An 18,566-nucleotide genomic window follows, 5' to 3' on the forward strand; every position below is an offset into this window, starting at 1 on the left:
TCGGCGGCTCAGACACTATCAGATTTCCGAGGGTCTGAATTCCACTCGCTCGGGGGACGTCCGGGCACATGCGTGTGCCTGGTTCCCTTGCGGCGGAGACGTCAACGTACTGGAGCGGGGCCCCCGGATGCAAATCGGGGGCCCCGCTCCGGTGCTGGTGTCGCGGGCGGGTCAGACCTCGACCACGACCGGGAGGATCATCGGGCGCCGGCGGTAGCCGTCGGAGACCCACTTGCCCAGCGTGCGGCGGATGAGCTGCTGCAGCTGGTGGGGCTCGGCGACGCCGTCGGCGGCGGCCCGGGCGATGGCTTCCTCGATCTTGGGGACGACCGAGGCGAAGGCCGAGTCCTCGATTCCGGAACCGCGGGCGTTGATGTTCGGGCCGCCCACGACCTTGCCGGTCGTGCTGTCGACCACCACGAAGACCGAGATGATGCCCTCGTCGCCGAGGATCCGGCGGTCCTTGAGCGCAACCTCGGTGACATCGCCGACCGAGAGGCCGTCGACGTAGACGTACCCGGCCTGGACCTTGCCGGTGATCTTGGCCCGGCCGTCGATCAGGTCGACGACCACGCCGTCCTCGGCGATGACGATGTGGTCCTTGGGGACGCCCGTCATCGCGCCGAGCTCGGCGTTGGCGCGCAGGTGGCGCCATTCGCCGTGGACCGGCATGAGGTTGCGCGGCTTGCAGATGTTGTAGAAGTACAGCAGCTCGCCGGCCGAGGCGTGGCCCGAGACGTGGACCTTGGCGTTGCCCTTGTGGACGACGTTGGCGCCCCAGCGGGTCAGGCCGTTGATCACGCGGTAGACCGCGTTCTCGTTGCCCGGGATCAGGGACGACGCGAGGATCACCGTGTCGCCGGGGACGATCCGGATCTGGTGGTCGCGGTTGGCCATGCGGGACAGGGCCGCCATGGGCTCGCCCTGGGAGCCCGTGCAGACGAGCACGACCTCGTGGTCGGGCAGGTCGTCGAGCGTCTTGACGTCCACGACCAGGCCGGCCGGGACGCGCAGGTAGCCCAGGTCGCGGGCGATGCCCATGTTGCGGACCATCGAGCGGCCGACGAAGGCGACCCGGCGGCCGTACTCGTGGGCCGCGTCCAGCACCTGCTGGATGCGGTGGACGTGGCTGGCGAACGACGCGACGATGATCCGCTTCTGGGCGCCGGCGAAGACGCCGCGGATGACGTTGGAGATGTCGCGCTCGGGCGGGACGAAGCCCGGGACCTCGGCGTTCGTGGAGTCCGACAGGAGGAGGTCGATGCCTTCCTCGCTCAGCCGCGCGAACGCGTGCAGGTCGGTCAGCCGGTTGTCCATCGGGAGCTGGTCCATCTTGAAGTCGCCGGTGGCGACCACCAGACCCGCGGGGGTGCGGATGGCCACGGCCAGGGCGTCCGGGATGGAGTGGTTGACCGCGATGAACTCGCAGTTGAAGGCACCCAGCTGCTCGCGGTCGCCCTCCTTCACCTCGAGGGTGTAGGGGCGGATGCGGTGCTCCTGGAGCTTCGCCTCGATGAGGGCGAGCGTCAGCTTGGAGCCGATCAGCGGGATGTCCGGCTTCTCGCGCAGCAGGTAGGGGACGGCGCCGATGTGGTCCTCGTGGCCGTGGGTCAGGACGATGCCGTCGACCTGGTCGAGGCGGTCCCTGATGGACGAGAAGTCCGGCAGGATCAGGTCGATGCCGGGCTGCTCCTCCTCGGGGAAGAGGACGCCGCAGTCGACGATCAGCAGTCGGCCGTCGTACTCGAACACGGTCATGTTCCGGCCGATCTCGCCGAGGCCGCCGAGCGGGGTGACGCGCAGCGCACCCTTGGGCAGCTTCGGCGGGGGGCCGAGTTCCGGATGCGGATGGCTCAAAAGACTCTCCTCACCACACGCGCCACGTACCCCTTAAGGCACGTGGCGCGCATGACATTCGTGCACTTGCTGTTGTTGTGTGTGGTTCTGCTTATTCAGTTATGAAGTCTGTTGTCAGAGCTGTACCCCGCCGGCCGCAAGATCGATCTTGAGCTGCTCGGTCTCCTGGTCGTCCAGCGCGATCAGCGGCAGGCGCAGCGGCCCGGCCGGCAGGCCCTGGAGGGCGAGCGCGGCCTTGGTGGTCATGACGCCCTGGGTGCGGAACATGCCGGTGAACACCGGCAGGAGCTTCTGGTGGATCTCGGTGGCCTTCTGGACGTCGCCGCCGAGGTGCGCCTCCAGCATCGCGCGCAGGTCGGGCGTGACCACGTGGCTGACGACGGAGACGAAGCCGACGGCGCCGACGGACAGCAGCGGCAGGTTCAGCATGTCGTCGCCGGAGTACCAGGCCAGGCCGCTGCGCGCGATGGCCCAGCTGGCGCGGCCGAGGTCGCCCTTGGCGTCCTTGTTGGCGACGATGCGCGGGTGCTCGGCCAGCCGGACGATCGTCTCGGTGTCGATCGGGACGCCGCTGCGGCCGGGGATGTCGTAAAGCATGACCGGCAGGCCGGTGGCGTCGGCGACAGCCTTGAAGTGCTGGTACAGGCCCTCCTGCGGGGGCTTGTTGTAGTACGGCGTCACGGCCAGCAGGCCGTGGGCTCCGACGCGCTCGGCCTCGCGGGCGAGGCCGAGGGTGTGGTGGGTGTCGTTGGTGCCGATCCCGGCCACGACGTGGGCGCGGTCTCCGACCGCCTCCACCACGGCTCGTACGAGGTCGCTTTTCTCCGCGTCGGTGGTGGTCGGGGACTCGCCGGTGGTCCCGTTGATGATCAGACCGTCGTTGCCTGCGTCCACCAGGTGGACGGCGAGCTGCTGCGCGCCGTCGAGGTCGAGTGCGCCATCCGCCGTGAACGGCGTGATCATGGCGGTGAGGACCCGCCCGAAGGGGGTCTGCGGAGTCGAGATCGGAGCCATGGGTAACACGCTACTCGCTGCCATGCTCGCGGGGTCCCCTCGGGGGACGTCAACATGGGTGGGCCGCCGGGGGGAGCTGTCGGATTGTTGGATCCCGGCACTGCCTGCTCGGGGGTTCAAGCAGTGCCGGGTCCGTTTGATCAGCCTAGATGAACTTCACGAAACGTCGCAATACGGACACTTCGGTCTGTAGCTCCGTACATCTGTCCGGAGCTGTCGAGCTGGGCCGTTCCGGGCCCGCCGACTACGGGGCGACGCGGCCGTTGGCGTTGAAGGCGGCGTACGTCAGCGGCATGAGCCGGGCCCAGGCCTGCTCCATCTTCTCGCCGACCATCTCGATCTCCCGCTGCGGGAAGGACGGCACCTTGGCCAGCTCGTGCTGGGTGCGAAGGCCGAGGAAATGCATGAGCGAGCGGGCGTTGCAGGTGGCGTACATCGAGGAGTACAGGCCGACCGGCAGGACCGCGCGGGCCACCTCGCGGGCCACGCCCGCCGCCAGCATCTCCTGGTACGCCTCGTACGCCTGGCGGTAGGAGTCCTCCATCACGCGGGCGGTCAGCTCCTGCTGCGCCGCGGTGCCCTCGACGAAGACGTACTTGCCCGGTCGGCCCTCCTGGACCAGCTTGCGCTCGGCGTCGGGGACGTAGAAGACCGGCTGAAGCTCCCGGTAGCGGCCGGACTCCTCGTTGTAGGACCAGCCGACGCGGTGCCGCATGAACTCGCGGAAGACGAAGATCGGGGCGCTGATGAAGAAGGTCATCGAGTTGTGCTCGAACGGGCTGCCGTGGCGGTCGCGCATCAGGTAGTTGATCAGGCCCTTGGAGCGCTCGGGGTCCTTCTGGAGCTCGTCCAGGGACTGCTCGCCGGCCGTGGAGACGCGGGCGGCCCACAGCACGTCCGTGTCGGCGGCGGAGTGCTTTACGAGTTCGACGGTGACGTCGCTCCGGAAGTCGATCTTCAGATCGGGCGTCTCGCTCACGAGGTCCTTCTAGTCCGTGCGGGTGGGGCCCGACCACTCTAGACGAGAGCCGATTTGCGCAATGTCACGAAATCCGGCACCGATCGGGATCTTCGTTCGTCCTCACAAGTGACAACCGACCATCAGCCGCCCACCCGTACCGAGGAGATGAGGCCCCTATGTTCCGCCGGAGCGAAGCCGTCCCGTTCGCGTTCGTCGCCGAGGCCGACCGCTTCCGCAGTAACGTCACTCCGCCGCCGCGCGAGCGTCCGAGCGTGTCCCAGATCGCCGCCCGTACCCTGGTCGGAATGACCGTGGTGGCGGGGCTGGTCGGCTCGCTGCTCTTCGGGATGCCCGCACTGCAGCCGAACCCGACGCCCGGCAAGGCACAGCAGTCCTCGGCTTCCGAGGGACGCTAGTCTCACCAGGCACAGCCCAGCCGAATGTGCATGTGAGTGAGGATCAGCCGTGCCCCTGCCCTTCCTGACGGCCGACAGCGCATGCGACGCGCAGGACCCCGACAGCCCCGACCCCCGCGACCACGCGCTCCCCTACGAGGACGCCGACCGCTGGCGCCGCCCGTACCGGCCGGGTCCCCTGCGGGTGGCCATCGGTGCGGTGCTACTGCTGATCTCCTCGTTCATGCTGCTCGCCACGATGATCATCGCGTTCGCGGGAGCCTGGGCGGCCGCCGCTGTATGCCTGGTGGCGGCCCTGACGGTGATCGGCGGCACCCTGCGGCTGCTGGCCTCCGGCGTCCGGGTGAACGGTACGGGCCTGCGCCGGACGACGGTGCTGAGCACGCGGACGATCCCCTGGCAGGACCTCGCCGAGCTGCGGACGGCGCAGCAGCCGGTGCGCTGGATGGGGCTGCCGAGGACCGTGCAGGGGCAGGCGCTGGTCCTGAAGGTGCGCGGCGGCGGCGAGCCGCTGGTGCTGCTCACCGACCACAACACCGACTTCCTGTCCCGGCCGGAGGCCTTCGACCGCGCGGCCGAGGCCGTCCAGGGGTGGGCGGACGACCACCAGGTCGTGCCGATCGCCTCCTGAGCGGACGGCCGCGCGGCCGCCGGAGCCCGTACGGGGATCAGGCCCTGCCCCAGCTTCCGCGGGGAGGGGCCCCCACGGGCTTGTTGTCGTGCAGGGCTATGGCCCGCTGCATGGCCTTGCGCGCCCGCGGGGTGTCACGGGCGTCGTGGTAGGCGACGGCGAGGCGGAACCAGGTGCGCCAGTCCCCCGGCGCGTCCTCGGTCTCCGCCTTGCGGCGCGCGAACACCTCGTCCGCGGAGTCCCGCAGGATCCGGCCGTACGGGTCCCGCTCCAGCTCGTCCACGGGCAGACCGCCCTCGGCCTCCAGCTCGACGGAGAGCTGGTGGGCCTTGGTGACGAACCGGGTGTTCTGCCACAGGAACCACACGCCGATGACCGGCAGGATCAGCACCGCCACGCCGAAGGTGACGGTCAGCGGGGTCCCGATGCGCAGGAGCGCGATGCCGCGGCCGCCGGCCAGGACGAAGTAGACGGCCAGGACGGCGGCCGTGACGAGGTAGATGATCTTCGCGCGCATGGGGGGATCTGTCTTCAGTCGAGGTCGAGGAAGTGTTCCAGGCCGAAGGTCAGGCCCGGGGTGGACACCACGCGGCGCACGCCGAGCAGGATGCCCGGCATGAAGCTGCTGTGGTGCAGGGAGTCGTGGCGGATGGTCAGGGTCTCCCCCTCCCCCCCGAGCAGCACCTCCTGGTGGGCCAGCAGGCCGCGCAGGCGGATGGCGTGCACCGGGACGCCGTCCACGTCCGCGCCGCGCGCGCCGTCGAGGGCGGTGGCCGTGGCGTCGGGCTGCGGGGCGCAGCCTGCCTTCGTCCGGGCCTCGGCGATCAGCTGGGCGGTGCGGGTGGCGGTGCCCGAGGGGGCGTCCACCTTGTTCGGGTGGTGCAGCTCGACGACCTCGACCGACTCGAAGTAGCGGGCGGCCTGGGCGGCGAACTTCATGGTGAGCACCGCGCCGATGGAGAAGTTCGGCGCGATGAGGACGCCGGTCTCCGGGGACCCGGCGAGCCAGGTGTTCAGCTGCGCGAGGCGGTCCTCGGTCCAGCCGGTGGTGCCGACCACCGCGTGGATGCCGTGGCGCACGCAGAAGTCGAGGTTGCCCATGACGGAGGCGGGGGTGGTCAGCTCGACGGCGACCTGGGCCCCGGCCTCGGCCAGCGTCTCCAGCTTGTCCCCGCGGGACAGCGCGGCCACCAGTTCCATGTCCTCGGCGGCCTCGACCGCCTTGACGGCCTCCGAGCCGATCCGGCCCTGGGCCCCGAGGACTGCCACGCGCAGCTTGCTCATGTTGTTCGCTTCCTTACGGGCGTACGTACGTCGGACTAGGCGACGGCCTCGTCGAGCCGGGCGGCCTGCTTCTCCTTGAGCGGGCCTATCACCGACAGGGAGGGTCGCTGGGCCAGTACATCCTGCGCCACGGCCTTGACGTCGTCCGGGGTGACCCCCGCGATGCGGCTCAGCATCTCGTCGACCGACATCTGGGCGCCCCAGCACAGCTCGCTCTTGCCGATGCGGTTCATCAGCGCGCCGGTGTCCTCCAGGCCCAGGACCGTGGAGCCGGAGAGCTGGCCGACCGCGCGGCGGATCTCCTCGTCGGTCAGGCCCTCGGCGGCCACCTTGTGCAGCTCGTCGCGGCAGATGGCGAGCACGTCGTGGACCTGGCTCGGGCGGCAGCCGGCGTAGACGCCGAACAGGCCGGTGTCGGCGAAGCCCGAGGTGTACGAGTACACGCTGTAGGCCAGGCCCCGCTTCTCGCGGACCTCCTGGAAGAGGCGGGAGGACATGCCGCCGCCCAGGGCGGTGTTCAGCACGCCCAGCGCCCAGCGGCGCTCGTCGGTGCGGGCCAGGCCCGGCATGCCGAGGACCACGTGGGCCTGCTCGGTCTTGCGGGTGACGAGGTCGACGCGGCCGGCGGTGCGGATCCGCTTGGTGCCGCCGCGCGGGCCGATCGGCTCGGCGTCGGTGCGGCTGAGGGCGCCGGCCTTGTCGAAGGCGGCGCGGACCTGGCGGACGACCTTGGCGTGGTCGACGTTGCCGGCGGCGGCGACGACGAGGTGGCGGGGGTCGTAGTGCTTCTTGTAGAAGCGGGCGATCTGGTCGCGGGTGAGGGCGTTGATCGTGTCGACGGTGCCCAGGACGGGACGGCCGAGGGGGCTGTCGCCGAACATGGTCTGCGCGAAGAGGTCGTGGACCATGTCGCCCGGGTCGTCCTCGGTCATCGCGATCTCTTCGAGGATGACCCCGCGCTCGGCGTCGACGTCGGACTCGAGGATCAGCGAGCCGGTGAGCATGTCGCAGACCACGTCGATGGCCAGCGGCAGATCGGTGTCGAGCACCCGCGCGTAGTAGCAGGTGTACTCCTTCGCCGTGAAGGCGTTCATCTCGCCGCCGACCGCGTCGAGCGCGGCGGAGATGTCGAGGGCGGACCGCTTCGCGGTGCCCTTGAACAGGAGGTGCTCCAGGTAGTGCGTGGCGCCGTTCAGCGTGGGCGTCTCGTCGCGGGAGCCGACGTGGGCCCAGATGCCGAAGGTGGCGGAGCGGACCGAGGGCAGCGTCTCGGTGACGACGCGCAGTCCGCCGGGCAGGACGGTGCGCCGGACGGTGCCGATGCCGTTCTCGCCCTTGAGCAGGGTTTGGGTACGGGCGACGGCCCGCCCCTCGGAGGAGGGGCGGGCCGTCACACGGGAACTGCGCGAGGTCACTGGGCCGCGTCGTCCTTGTCAGCCTCGTTCGCGTCCTCGCCCTCGATCACGGGGATCAGGGAGAGCTTGCCGCGCTGGTCGATCTCGGCGATCTCGACCTGGACCTTGGTGCCGACCGCGAGCACGTCCTCGACGTTCTCCACGCGCTTGCCACCGGCGAGCTTGCGGATCTGCGAGATGTGCAGCAGGCCGTCCTTGCCCGGGAGCAGGGAGACGAACGCGCCGAAGGTGGTGGTCTTGACGACCGTGCCCAGGTAGCGCTCGCCGACCTCCGGCATGGTCGGGTTGGCGATGCCGTTGATCGTGGCGCGGGCGGCCTCGGCGGCCGGGCCGTCGGCGGCACCGATGTAGATGGTGCCGTCGTCCTCGATCGTGATCTCGGCGCCGGTGTCCTCCTGGATCTGGTTGATCATCTTGCCCTTGGGGCCGATGACCTCGCCGATCTTGTCCACGGGGATCTTGACGGTGATGATCCGCGGGGCGTTCGGGGACATCTCGTCCGGGGTGTCGATCGCTTCCATCATCACGTCGAGGATGTGGAGGCGGGCGTCGCGGGCCTGCTTGAGGGCCGCGGCCAGGACGGAGGCCGGGATGCCATCCAGCTTGGTGTCGAGCTGGAGGGCGGTGACGAACTCCTTGGTGCCGGCGACCTTGAAGTCCATGTCACCGAAGGCGTCCTCCGCACCGAGGATGTCGGTGAGGGTGACGTAGTGGGTCTCGCCGTCGATCTCCTGGGAGATCAGGCCCATGGCGATACCGGCGACCGGGGCCTTGAGGGGCACACCGGCGTTCAGCAGCGACATGGTGGAGGCGCAGACCGAGCCCATGGAGGTGGAGCCGTTGGAGCCGAGGGCCTCGGAGACCTGGCGGATCGCGTAGGGGAACTCCTCGCGGGTCGGCAGGACCGGGACCAGGGCGCGCTCGGCGAGGGCGCCGTGGCCGATCTCGCGGCGCTTGGGGGAGCCGACGCGGCCGGTCTCGCCGGTGGAGTACGGCGGGAAGTTGTAGTTGTGCATGTAGCGCTTGCGGGTCACCGGGGAGAGGGTGTCCAGCTGCTGCTCCATGCGGAGCATGTTCAGGGTGGTGATGCCCAGGATCTGGGTCTCGCCGCGCTCGAACAGGGCGGAGCCGTGGACCCGCGGGATGGCCTCGACCTCGGCGGCCAGCGTGCGGATGTCCGTCACGCCGCGGCCGTCGATGCGGATCTTGTCCTTGATGACGCGCTCGCGCACCAGGGCCTTGGTCAGGCTGCGGTAGGCGGCGGAGATCTCCTTCTCGCGGCCCTCGAAGGCCGGCAGGAGCTTCTCGGCGGCCAGCTCCTTGACGCGGTCCAGCTCGGCCTCGCGGTCCTGCTTGGCACCGATGGTCAGCGCCTGGGCGAGCTCGCCGCGGACGGCCTCCTCCAGGGCGGCGTACACGTCGTCCTGGTAGTCCAGGAAGATCGGGAACTCCGCGACCGGCTTGGCGGCCTTGGCGGCGAGGTCGGACTGCGCCTTGCACAGGACCTTGATGAAGGGCTTCGCGGCGTCGAGGCCGGCGGCCACGATCTCCTCGGTGGGCGCCTCGGCGCCGCCCTTGACCAGCTGGATGGTCTTCTCGGTGGCCTCGGCCTCGACCATCATGATCGCGACGTCGCCGTCCTCCAGGACGCGACCGGCGACGACCATGTCGAAGACGGCGTCCTCGAGCTCGGTGTGGGTCGGGAAGGCGACCCACTGGCCCTTGATCAGCGCGACGCGGACGCCGCCGATCGGGCCGGAGAAGGGCAGGCCGGCCAGCTGGGTGGACGCGGACGCGGCGTTGATCGCGATGACGTCGTACAGGTGGTCGGGGTTGAGCGCCATGATCGTGGCGACGACCTGGATCTCGTTGCGCAGGCCCTTCTTGAAGGACGGGCGCAGCGGGCGGTCGATCAGGCGGCAGGTGAGGATCGCGTCCTCGGAGGGGCGGCCCTCCCGGCGGAAGAAGGAGCCGGGGATCTTGCCGGCCGCGTACATCCGCTCCTCGACGTCCACCGTCAGGGGGAAGAAGTCGAGCTGGTCCTTGGGCTTCTTGGACGCGGTGGTCGCGGAGAGGACCATCGTGTCGTCGTCCAGGTAGGCGACGGCGGAGCCGGCGGCCTGGCGCGCGAGGCGGCCCGTCTCGAAGCGGATGGTGCGGGTGCCGAAGGAGCCGTTGTCGATGACGGCCTCGGCGTAGTGGGTCTCGTTCTCCACTAGCGTTTTCTCCATTTTCGTCGTCTCCGTCCCGCCACCCGTGTGGTGGCGGACGGTGCGGAGAAGCGCTTCCTTGCGTGCGGGCCGGTCTTCGATCGAAGCACCCGGTACGGGGCCCGACGGGCTCTCCGGGTGCCACTACCGAGGACCGGCGTGCGATGGGAGGGCGCTCCTCCTCTTCAGTTGTGCTCAGGTGGTACGCGCTGTCACCAGACTACAAAGCGTCCGGTACGTCCCGCACGTACAGCAAAGGGAGCGGTCCCCTAAGAGTGGGAACCGCTCCCTTCACGGCGTCTTACTTGGCGCCGGCCGCACCGCGGCGGATGCCGAGGCGGTCGACCAGCGTACGGAAGCGCTGGATGTCCTTCTTGGCCAGGTACTGCAGCAGACGGCGGCGCTGGCCGACCAGGATCAGCAGACCACGACGGGAGTGGTGGTCGTGCTTGTGGGACTTCAGGTGCTCGGTCAGGTCCGAGATGCGGCGGGAGAGCAGCGCGACCTGGACCTCGGGGGAGCCGGTGTCGCCCTCCTTGGTACCGAACTCGGCCATGATCTGCTTCTTCGTAGCGGCGTCGAGCGACACGCGTACTCCTTCGTGGTGATACGTAGGCCACCGAGTGCCCCAGGTCTTCGTCTCTGGGGAGCTTCCGTTACTCGGGAGGCGAGGTCCGCCTGTCGTCGCGGGCGCCCTGCCGGCACCTGATGGGCTCCGGGGGCGCGCACACAGACGGCCGTCACACAGCGTACCAGGCTGCGCGCCGGGGCGTCTCAGCCGGTGAGAGAACGCGCCCGGGAGTAGACGTCCAGGACGGCCAGGCACAGCGGGACCAGGCTGAGCAGCACCGCGGCCTCGGTGAGGTCGAGCAGGCGCCCCCAGAAGGGTGACAGACCCTTGCGGGGGATGACCAGCGCAATTCCGGCGAGGAGGGCCGCGCCGGCGGCGACGGCGGCCGACAGCCAGATGGTGCGCACGTCCAGGCCGCCGCGGTCGCCGTACCGGGCGAGCTCGAAGAGCAGGTCGGCGGGCGGGTTCAGGGCGAGGCCGAGGATGAGCAGGGCGATCGCGGCGAGGCCGGCCACCAGGGCGCACACGACCTGGGAGGTGTAGCGGAAGAGGCGGGCACGCAGCAGCATCGCCAGGCCCGCGGCCAGGGCGAGGACCTTGCCCCAGGTGTTGTCGGAGAAGCCGAGGACGGCGGCGGAGCCGACGACCACCGCGGCGGAGCCGCCGACGAGGCCGAGCAGCATCTCGTGGCCGCGGCGGGCCTGGGCGGCGATCAGCTCGGCGTCGAGCGGGGCGGCCGGCTCCGGGGCCTCGCCCGACGGGTCGCCGTACGGCTCGGTGTCGTAGCGGTCGGTGTCCCGGTAGACCTCGACGGAGCTCTGCGGGGCGGCGTAGCCGATGGGCAGCCGGGCGAAGCGGGCCGACAGGCCCGGCAGGAAGGCGACCAGGCCGATGGCGACGGGGGCGCAGACGGCGGCGGTGCCGGTGGCGCTCGCCTCGGTGGCGATCGCCACGAAGGTGGCGAGGGTGCCGGTGGCGGCCAGGAAGGTGGCCGCGACGAAGGGGGCGTCACCGCTCGGGGTGAGGGCGACCAGGGCCACCGAGGCGACCAGCACGCAGACGCAGCCCAGCAGGAACTGCAGCCGGCCCGGTCCCTCGCCCGCGCCGGGGGCGACGATGCCGGAGCCGGCGATCAGCAGCATCGGCAGGGCGCCCAGGCCCAGGGCGACGGCGGAGCCGCGGTCGCGGTAGACCCGGGCGCGGACGCCGGCGGCGGCGGTGAGGAGCAGGCCGGCGGCGCCGGCGATGACGCCGGGCAGGCCGTGCATGTCGTGGCGGACCGGGTCGGCGAACCACAGGACGAAGCCCATCAGCACGAACAGCAGCACCGCGCCGACCAGGCCGGCGCCGTGCAGCATGTCGTCGCTCCAGCGGTGCCGGTCGCGGACGACGGCCGAGGCGACGGCGTCGGAGACGTCGTCGAAGACGGCGGGCGGCAGGGACTCGGCGAACGGGCGCAGGCTCAGCACCTCGCCGTCGAGGACCTGCTGGGCGGCCAGGGTGCGGGCCCCGTCGAGGACGGTGCCGTCGCGGCGGACGAGGTGGAAACCGGTCGGGGTGCCGACGGGCTGGGTCTGCCCGGTCAGGCGCAGCAGTTCCGGATAGACGTCGGCGACGGCGATGTCCTCGGGGAGCGCGACGTCGATCCGGCTGTCCGGGGCCACGACGGTGACCCTGCAAAAACCCGTCGTTGCGGCCGTACTCACCTGTGTGACCCCCCTGGTTGGTGCCCTGCTCGGCGGTTGATTCGCGGATGCGCACGGTACGGGACCCGGTGCGCGGGCCACCCTACCGGGAGTGGGCGGACACGTCGGCAAGTAGGATCACCACTTCGTGGGGGGAGAGCCCCTGCCGTGTCCGGGACTTGGGGGGCGGCGGCCAGCGTCGTCCCGTCCGCATTCGAGGGATTGATGCTCCGGTGAGCCAGATCGTCGTCAAACGCCCGCCGCGCGCCCTGCCGCCCGAAGTCCCTTCGGACGAGCTCCAACTGGAGGCACCTCCGGAGCTGCCGCGCGGGCAGCAGGAGGGCATGGCGATGCAGCTCCTGCCGATGCTCGGCATGGGTTCGTCGGTGGTGTTCTTCTTCATGCCGAACGTGCCGTCGTTCATGCGCATCATGGGTGTGCTGATGCTGGTGTCGACGGTGGCGATGGCCGTGGCCCAGATCATGCGGTACCGCAAGGGTACGCAGGGGCAAATGGCCGATGTGCGGCGGGACTACCTCAAATACCTGGCGCAGACGCGCCGTCAGGTCCGGCGCACGGCCCGGATGCAGCGCGACGCGCAGCTGTACCTGCACCCGGCCCCCGAGCAGTTGTGGTCGGTGGTGGCCGAGGGGTCGCGGCTGTGGGAGCGGCGGGTCGGCGACGAGGACTTCGGCCAGGCCCGGCTGGGGCTGGGCGCGCAGCGGCTGGCCACTCCCCTGGTGGCGCCGGACACGGCCCCGGTGGACGAGCTGGAGCCGCTGACGGCGGGCGCGATGCAGCGCTTCCTGAAGATCCACTCGCTGCTGGACGGGCTGCCGATGGCGGTCTCGATGCGGGCGTTCTACCACGTGACGGTCTCCGGTGAGCCGGAGGCGGTGCGCGGCGCCACCCGGGCGATGGTGGCCCAGCTGGCGACGCTGCACTCCCCCGAGGACGTGCTGGTGGCCGTGGTGGCCGCGCCGGGCGCGGTGCCGGCCTGGGACTGGGTGAAGTGGCTGCCGCACACGCAGGTGCCCGGCCAGGTGGACGGCGCCGGCACGAAGCGGCTGTTCAGCGACGACCTCGGCGAGGTGGAGGCCCTGCTGGCGTCCCGCCTGGAGGGACGGCCGCGGTTCAGCCGGGACGTCACGCCGCTGCTGGACCAGCCGCACATCGTGGTGGTGCTCGACGGCGGCATGGTGCCGCCGGACTCGCTGTTCGCGGCGGCCGAGGGCCTGCAGGGCGTGACCATCGTCGAGGTGGTCGCGGGCGAGCTGGACGAGCCGCGCGGCGGGCTGTCGGTGGTGGTCCGGCCGAAGACGCTGCGGCTGGAGTCCGGCGGCGGCATCGCCTACGAGGGCGTGCCGGACACGCTGTCGCTGCCGGCGGCCGAGGCGCTGGCCCGCCAGCTGGCGCCGCTGCGCACGGGCGGCGGCGACGAGGACGAGCCGCTGCTGGCGAACCTGGACTTCACGGACCTGCTGAACCTGGGTGACGCGGCCTCCATCGACGTGGCCCGCACCTGGCGGCCCCGCTCGGCCGGTGAGCGGCTGCGGGTGCCGATCGGCGTCGGCGAGGACGGCTCCCCGGTCATGCTGGACCTGAAGGAGGCCGCGCAGGAGGGCATGGGCCCGCACGGGCTGTGCGTGGGCGCGACCGGTTCGGGCAAGTCCGAGCTGCTGCGCACGCTGGTGCTGGGCCTGGCGGTCACGCACACCTCGGAGACGCTCAACTTCGTGCTGGCGGACTTCAAGGGCGGTGCGACGTTCACCGGCATGGGCACGATGCCGCACGTCGCGGCGGTGATCACCAACCTGGCGGACGACCTGACGCTGGTGGACCGCATGGGCGACTCCATCCGCGGTGAGCTCCAGCGCCGGCAGGAGCTGCTGCGGGCGGCGGGCAACTACGCCAACATCCACGACTACGAGAAGGCGCGCGCGGCCGGCGCCCCGCTGGAGCCGCTGGCCTCGCTGGTCATCGTCATCGACGAGTTCTCCGAGCTGCTGACCGCCAAGCCCGACTTCATCGACATGTTCATCCAGATCGGCCGGATCGGCCGGTCGCTGGGCGTGCACCTGCTGCTGGCCTCGCAGCGGCTGGAGGAGGGCAAGCTCCGCGGCCTGGACACGTACCTGTCGTACCGGATCGGTCTGCGGACCTTCTCGGCGGCGGAGTCGCGCACGGCGATCGGCGTGCCGGACGCCTACCACCTGCCGTCGGTGCCCGGTTCGGGCTACCTGAAGTTCGGCACGGACGAGATGACGCGGTTCAAGGCGGCGTACGTCTCGGGCGTCTACCGTTCGGGCGGGCCGGACCTGTCCGTGGGCCGGTTCCCGGTGGAGCGGCGGCCCGCGCTGTTCACGGCCACTCCGGTGCCGGTGGTGTACGCGGCCCCGGACCCGGCGTACCTGGCGGCGCAGGCGAGCCGTGAGGACGACGCGCTGGCCGACACGGTGCTGGACGTGATCGTGGGCCGGCTGGAGGGCCAGGGCGTGCCCGCCCACCAGGTGTGGCTGCCGCCGCTGGACCAGGCACCGCCGCTGGACCAGCTGCTGCCGGCGCTGGCGCCGTCGGCGGAGCGGGGGCTGCACGCCGACGGGTACACCCGGCCCGGCGGGCTGGTCGTACCGCTCGGCCTCATCGACAAGCCGTTCGAGCAGCGGCGCGAGGTGCTGTACCGGGACTTCTCGGGGGCGGCCGGCCATCTGCTGGTGGTCGGTGGTCCGCAGTCGGGCAAGTCGACGCTGATGCGGACGCTGGTGGCGTCGTTCGCGCTCACCCACACCCCGCGCGAGGTGCAGTTCTACGCGCTGGACTTCGGTGGCGGCGGTCTGTCCGCGATCCAGGACCTGCCGCACGTGGGCGGGGTGGCCTCGCGGCTGGACCCGGAGCGGGTGCGGCGTACGGTCGCGGAGGTCGCGGGCGTGCTGAACCGGCGCGAGGAGTTCTTCCGCGCCCACTCCATCGACTCGATCGGCACCTACCGGCGGCGCCGGGCCTCCGGCGACCTGGCGGGGGAGGTGTGCGGCGACGTCTTCCTGATCGTCGACGGCTGGGGGCAGTTCAAGAACGACTACGACCAGCTGGAGCTGGTGGTCGCGGACATCGCGGCCCGGGGTCTGGGCTACGGCATCCACGTGGTGCTGACCGCCTCCCGCTACATGGAGGTCCGGGCGGCGCTGAAGGACCAGATCCTGGGCCGGCTGGAGCTGCGCCTGGGTGACGTCATGGACTCCGAGTTCGACCGCAAGGTCGCCGCGAACGTGCCCCAGGGGGCGCCGGGCCGCGGTCAGGTGCCGGAGAAGCTGCACTTCATGGCCTCGCTGCCGCGCATCGACGGGCGCTCGGGCGCGGAGGGCCTGTCGGAGGCCACCACCGCGTTCGTGGAGTCGGTACGGGCCGGCTGGTCGGGGCCGGGGGCGCCCGCGGTGCGGCTGCTGCCGCGCAAGCTGCCGGCGGAGCGGCTGCCCAAGGGCTTCGAGCACCCGCAGCAGGGCATCGCGATCGGCATCGACGAGACGAACCTGGAGCCGGTGTTCGTCGACTTCGACAGCGACCCGTTCTTCCTGGTCTTCGGCGAGAGCGAGTCGGGCAAGACGGCGCTGCTGCGGCTGATCGCGAAGCAGATCACCGAGCGGTACACGCCGGAGCAGGCGCGGATCGTGGTCGGTGACTACCGGCGCACGATGCTGGAGGCGGTGCCCTCCTCGCACCTGCTGGAGTACGCGCCGATGGCCTCGGCGATGGACATGCACATGGAGGCGGTGGCCTCGGTCATGGCCAAGCGGGCGCCGGGGCCGGACATCACCCCGCAGCAGCTGCGCGACCGCAGCTGGTGGACCGGACCGGACCTGTTCGTGATCATCGACGACTACGAGCTGGTGTCGACGAGCTCCTCGCAGCCGCTGTCGCAGCTGGTGGAGCACCTGCCGTTCGCCCGGGACGTCGGTATCCGCTTCATCGTGGCGCGCAGCGCGGCGGGCGCCTCGCGGGCGGCGTACGAGCCGTTCCTGCAGCGGGTCAAGGAGCTGGGCGCGCAGGGCGTCGTGCTGTCCGGCGACCGCAACGAGGGCGACATCCTGGGCAACGTCCGGGCCCGTCCGATGCCGCCGGGCCGGGGCACGTTCGTCTCGCGGAAGCGGGGTACGCCGCTGATCCAGACGGGCTGGCTGCCCGAACGGTGACCGTGCGGTGACTGCCTGACGTGGCGGGCGGGGCGGAAGTACGATGCCGGGACCAGCAGTTCGTACGACCGCTCCGCCGAAGGGACTCCCGCACATGGCTGACGCACGCGACCGCGAGCGCGAGAAGGACGAGCTCTACGCCCTCGACATCTCCGGCGTGGAGTGGACCAGCGCCCCGGGGACGGAGGCGCACGAGGAGCGGGTCGAGATCGCCCAACTGCCCGGTGGGGCGGTGGCGATGCGCTCCTCGCTGGACCCGGAGACGGTGCTGCGCTACACCGAGGCGGAGTGGCGGGCGTTCGTCCTGGGGGCCCGGGACGGCGAGTTCGACCTCACCTGAGGCCTCGCACATGCGAAGGGGCCCGCGCACGTCACCGTGCGCGGGCCCCTTTCGCGTGTGCGGGGTGCGGGTGGCTCAGACCATCCGGAAGCGGGCGGCGTTGCCCTTGTCGGTGTCCTGGTAGCCGACGAGCGACTGGTCCAGGAGGGTGGCGATCTGGCCGAGCTTCTGGTTCATCTCGGACATGTTGGTGGAGACGGTGCGCTGGATCTCCTCGTAGGCGGTCTTCGCCTCACCCTCCCAGCTCGACGTGACCTCCTTGACCTTGCCCATCAGCGTCTCCAGCTGCTGGGTGAGCGTCGTGCTGGTCGCGCGCACGTCCGACGCGGCGGTCGAGACGGTGTCGTAATTGACTGCGAGTGACATCGCTGTCTTCCTCCCGTTGTGGTGGTACTGCCGCTGCGCGGACGTCAGATGTCGAGGATGGCGCTGCTGTTGACCTTGCGGATCTCGGCGATGCGCTGCTCTTCCTCGGCGTTGAAGCCCTGGACGCTCATGCGCATGGCCTCTTCGAGGTCCATGAGCCGGTCCTTGATCTTCTTGAGGTTCTCGTTGACTCCGCGCTGGAGCACGTCGAACTCCTTACCGGCGGCGCCCTTCCAGCCGGCCTGGATGCGGTCGACGACGTCGTTCAGCTTGCCGATGCGGCTGGAGAGCTCCGTGTGGTACGTGTTGATCTCCCCCGCGAGCTTTACCTTCTTCTGGTCGTCAACTTGAAGGTTCATCGCCATCGTCGGTTCTCTCCCGTCATCACACTCGTGAAGTCCACGGACACTTTAGCCACTTCATACGACAGGCCCAACAATTCACCCTGAGCGTGGCGTGCGTTCACGGTCTGCAAACCCCTCCCCGTTTCAGGGCCGCTGCGCTCCCTCGGTCCGCCGCCTGCGGCGCTGCGCGTCGCGGACCACGACGGCCGCTGCGGCGATCACCGCGACCAGGACGGCGCCGATCCCCAGAGCGTACGTCCCGAGCCGCTCCTGGCGCTCCTGTGCGGTCTCGCTCAGGGCCAGCGGAGCCGCTTCCGGGGCGGCGGCCGGCGGGGGGCCCGGGTCCGGGGCGGGGGGCTTGGGCTTCTGGGCGTCCTGGGTCACGGCGCGGACCGGGTCGACCACCCCCCAGCCCACGTAGTCGTCCCTGCCGTTGACGGAGCGCTCGGCGGTCCGCTCGATCTGCCAGATGATCTCCTGCGCCGACCAGTCGGGGTGCTGCGCGCGCAGCAGCGCGGCGAGGCCGGCGACGTACGGGGCGGAGAAGCTGGTGCCGTTGTCGACGCACTGGCCGAAGCCGGGCACGGTGGAGACCATGTCGACGCCGGGCGCGGCGACGGCGATGAAGTCGCCGGGCTGGGAGAACGCCGCCCGCTCGTTGTTGCGGTCGCTGGAGGCCACGGCGAGGACGCCGGGGAAGGCCGCCGGGTAGGTCTTGCGCTTCTCGCCCTTGAGGCCGTCGTTGCCGGCGGACGCCACGACCACCACGTTGGCGGCGACCGCCTTGCGCACCGCCTGGCCGAGCTTGGAGTCCTCGGTCATCGGCACGGTGGTGTCCTGCGAGATGTTGATGATCTGGGCGCCCTTGCCCAGGGCGTGCTCGATCGCGTCGGCGAGGGTGTCGGCCTTGCCGGTCTGGCGTTCGTCGTTCTGCCGGATCGGGATGATGGTGGCCTCGGGGGCCAGGCCCACGAAGCCGGTGCCCTCCTGGGGACGGGCCGCGATCAGGCCGGCGACCTTGGTGCCGTGCCCGACGGTGTCGTTGGTGCCGTCGCCGCCCTTGGGGTCCAGCAGGTCCTTGCCGGCGCCGACGTCGACGGCGGAGGACAGCTGGGGGTTGGCCCGGTCGACGCCGGTGTCGATGACGGCGACCCGGACGCCCTTGCCCTTGGTCTCGGCCCACAGGGCGTCCAGCAGCACCCGCTGCAGGGCCCAGGGGCGGTCCGCGATCTGCTTCTTCATGGGGAACGTGCACTCGCCGGCGCCGGCGAGGCGGGTGGCGGGC

The 18,566-nt window shown here is 70.9% G+C and carries 16 protein-coding genes; 4 read left to right on the plus strand and 12 right to left on the minus strand.

Going from position 1 to position 18,566, the window contains the following annotated elements:
• Positions 1 to 171 precede the first annotated feature (171 nt).
• The 3 genes from LG632_RS23315 to thyX form a co-directional block, all read right to left on the minus strand.
• Complete coding sequence (locus tag LG632_RS23315) at positions 172 to 1,857, minus strand: ribonuclease J (protein WP_226729384.1); 1,686 nt, start codon at positions 1,855 to 1,857, stop codon at positions 172 to 174.
• A 114-nt stretch (positions 1,858 to 1,971) separates the two neighbouring features.
• The gene (dapA, locus tag LG632_RS23320) at positions 1,972 to 2,871 is read right to left on the minus strand and encodes a 4-hydroxy-tetrahydrodipicolinate synthase (RefSeq protein WP_226729385.1); all 900 of its coding nucleotides are present in this window, start codon (positions 2,869 to 2,871) and stop codon (positions 1,972 to 1,974) included.
• A gap of 244 nt (positions 2,872 to 3,115) precedes the next feature.
• A complete protein-coding gene (thyX, locus tag LG632_RS23325; RefSeq protein ID WP_226729386.1) occupies positions 3,116 to 3,850 on the minus strand; it encodes an FAD-dependent thymidylate synthase in 735 nt (244 codons plus the stop codon).
• Positions 3,851 to 4,008: 158 nt separating this feature from the next.
• On the opposite strand from thyX, the gene LG632_RS23330 reads away from it, so the two are divergent.
• A complete protein-coding gene (locus tag LG632_RS23330) occupies positions 4,009 to 4,248 on the plus strand; it encodes a hypothetical protein (RefSeq protein WP_226729387.1) in 240 nt (79 codons plus the stop codon).
• Positions 4,249 to 4,297: 49 nt separating this feature from the next.
• Positions 4,298 to 4,879 carry an SCO5741 family PH domain-containing membrane protein gene (locus tag LG632_RS23335; protein WP_226729388.1) on the plus strand — a complete coding sequence of 194 codons (582 nt, stop codon included), beginning with the start codon at positions 4,298 to 4,300 and terminating at the stop codon, positions 4,877 to 4,879.
• Positions 4,880 to 4,916: 37 nt separating this feature from the next.
• Here the strand turns inward: LG632_RS23335 and LG632_RS23340 are convergent, their stop codons facing one another.
• The 6 genes from LG632_RS23340 to eccD form a co-directional block, all read right to left on the minus strand.
• Entirely contained in the window at positions 4,917 to 5,396 is a 480-nt protein-coding gene (locus tag LG632_RS23340; RefSeq protein ID WP_226729389.1) for a tetratricopeptide repeat protein, read from the minus strand.
• Between the two features lie 14 nt (positions 5,397 to 5,410).
• Positions 5,411 to 6,163, minus strand: a complete 753-nt coding sequence (gene dapB / locus LG632_RS23345) for a 4-hydroxy-tetrahydrodipicolinate reductase (RefSeq protein ID WP_226729390.1) — start codon at positions 6,161 to 6,163, stop codon at positions 5,411 to 5,413.
• A gap of 35 nt (positions 6,164 to 6,198) precedes the next feature.
• Positions 6,199 to 7,578 (minus strand): M16 family metallopeptidase, encoded by a 1,380-nt coding sequence (locus LG632_RS23350; RefSeq protein WP_226729391.1) that lies wholly within the window; start codon positions 7,576 to 7,578, stop codon positions 6,199 to 6,201.
• A complete protein-coding gene (locus LG632_RS23355; protein ID WP_226729398.1) occupies positions 7,575 to 9,794 on the minus strand; it encodes a polyribonucleotide nucleotidyltransferase in 2,220 nt (739 codons plus the stop codon). The genes LG632_RS23350 and LG632_RS23355 overlap by 4 nt, the downstream gene beginning before the upstream one ends.
• Before the next feature lie 295 nt (positions 9,795 to 10,089).
• Positions 10,090 to 10,377, minus strand: coding sequence for a 30S ribosomal protein S15 (rpsO, locus tag LG632_RS23360; protein ID WP_226729392.1), 288 nt, complete (start codon positions 10,375 to 10,377; stop codon positions 10,090 to 10,092).
• Positions 10,378 to 10,562: 185 nt separating this feature from the next.
• The gene (gene eccD, locus LG632_RS23365) at positions 10,563 to 12,065 is read right to left on the minus strand and encodes a type VII secretion integral membrane protein EccD (RefSeq protein ID WP_226729393.1); all 1,503 of its coding nucleotides are present in this window, start codon (positions 12,063 to 12,065) and stop codon (positions 10,563 to 10,565) included.
• Positions 12,066 to 12,277: 212 nt separating this feature from the next.
• Between eccD and eccCa the strand changes: the two genes are divergently transcribed.
• On the plus strand, positions 12,278 to 16,231 hold the full coding sequence (gene eccCa / locus LG632_RS23370; protein WP_226729394.1) for a type VII secretion protein EccCa: 3,954 nt from the start codon (positions 12,278 to 12,280) through the stop codon (positions 16,229 to 16,231).
• Positions 16,232 to 16,325: 94 nt separating this feature from the next.
• Positions 16,326 to 16,571, plus strand: a complete 246-nt coding sequence (locus tag LG632_RS23375; protein ID WP_226729395.1) for a DUF397 domain-containing protein — start codon at positions 16,326 to 16,328, stop codon at positions 16,569 to 16,571.
• A 75-nt stretch (positions 16,572 to 16,646) separates the two neighbouring features.
• Here the strand turns inward: LG632_RS23375 and LG632_RS23380 are convergent, their stop codons facing one another.
• The 3 genes from LG632_RS23380 to mycP all read right to left on the minus strand — a co-directional run.
• Positions 16,647 to 16,937, minus strand: a complete 291-nt coding sequence (locus LG632_RS23380; protein WP_226729396.1) for a WXG100 family type VII secretion target — start codon at positions 16,935 to 16,937, stop codon at positions 16,647 to 16,649.
• A 44-nt stretch (positions 16,938 to 16,981) separates the two neighbouring features.
• Positions 16,982 to 17,296, minus strand: a complete 315-nt coding sequence (locus LG632_RS23385) for a WXG100 family type VII secretion target (RefSeq protein ID WP_125648169.1) — start codon at positions 17,294 to 17,296, stop codon at positions 16,982 to 16,984.
• A 129-nt stretch (positions 17,297 to 17,425) separates the two neighbouring features.
• Positions 17,426 to 18,566, minus strand: a 1,141-nt coding sequence (mycP, locus tag LG632_RS23390) for a type VII secretion-associated serine protease mycosin (protein ID WP_226729397.1), incomplete at its 5' end; no start/stop codon positions are given.

The organism is Streptomyces antimicrobicus (assembly GCF_020532625.1).
Taxonomy (GTDB): Bacteria; Actinomycetota; Actinomycetes; order Streptomycetales; family Streptomycetaceae; genus Streptomyces; species Streptomyces antimicrobicus.